Genomic DNA, 610 nt, shown 5'->3' with positions numbered 1-610 from the left:
AATCAGCAACCACCCGCACAGCGGGTGGTATGGTGAAAGCCCCCAGAGGGGGCTAGTTACAACCCCGCCAGTTGCATCTGCTCTTGGCGGCGCTCTTCAGCCTCTTGATTTTTGATGTACTCCCGAATCACCTGCTCATCAAGCCCCACTGTACTCACGCAGTAGCCCCGAGCCCAAAAGTGTCTTCCTGTGAAATTTCTCTGTACATGCTTGTACTTCCGAAATATCTGGATCGCAGATTTCCCTTTCAGAAACCCAACCGTATTGGAAACACTGAACTTCGGAGGAATCATTAACAACATATGGATGTGATCCCTCATTGCGTACCCCTCGACCAACTCAATGCCCTTTTGACGACATAAGTCTCGAAATATTGCTCCAATCTCCCGCCTCAATGTCCCAAATAACGCTTTCTTTCGATACTTGGGCACAAATACCACGTGGTACCTGCAATAATGTTTCACGTGAGCTTGGCACTGCCAATCTCGCATATGGCCTCCTTATAGAACTTGCCGGTTCATGGAGGCCATATTTTTACTCTGCACGCCGGAACGGCAGAGCCCTGTCAAGTCTCACCGCCAGAGGCGGTGGTTTACCTATGTGTTAATTA

Annotated in this window: 1 protein-coding gene; it reads right to left on the bottom strand. The window is 49.5% G+C overall.

Features of this window, described 5'->3' with window-relative positions; translation table 11 throughout:
* Positions 1 to 56: 56 nt before the first annotated feature.
* Complete coding sequence (gene tnpA, locus LC073_RS21560) at positions 57 to 491, bottom strand: IS200/IS605 family transposase (RefSeq protein ID WP_226649697.1); 435 nt, start codon at positions 489 to 491, stop codon at positions 57 to 59.
* Between the last annotated feature and the right edge of the window lie 119 nt (positions 492 to 610).

The sequence above is a fragment of the Microbulbifer variabilis genome (genome assembly GCF_020524905.1).
Taxonomy (GTDB): Bacteria; Pseudomonadota; Gammaproteobacteria; order Pseudomonadales; family Cellvibrionaceae; genus Microbulbifer; species Microbulbifer variabilis_A.
Note: the sequence above shows the minus strand (reverse complement) of the source record. Positions and strands in the feature narration are given on the sequence as shown.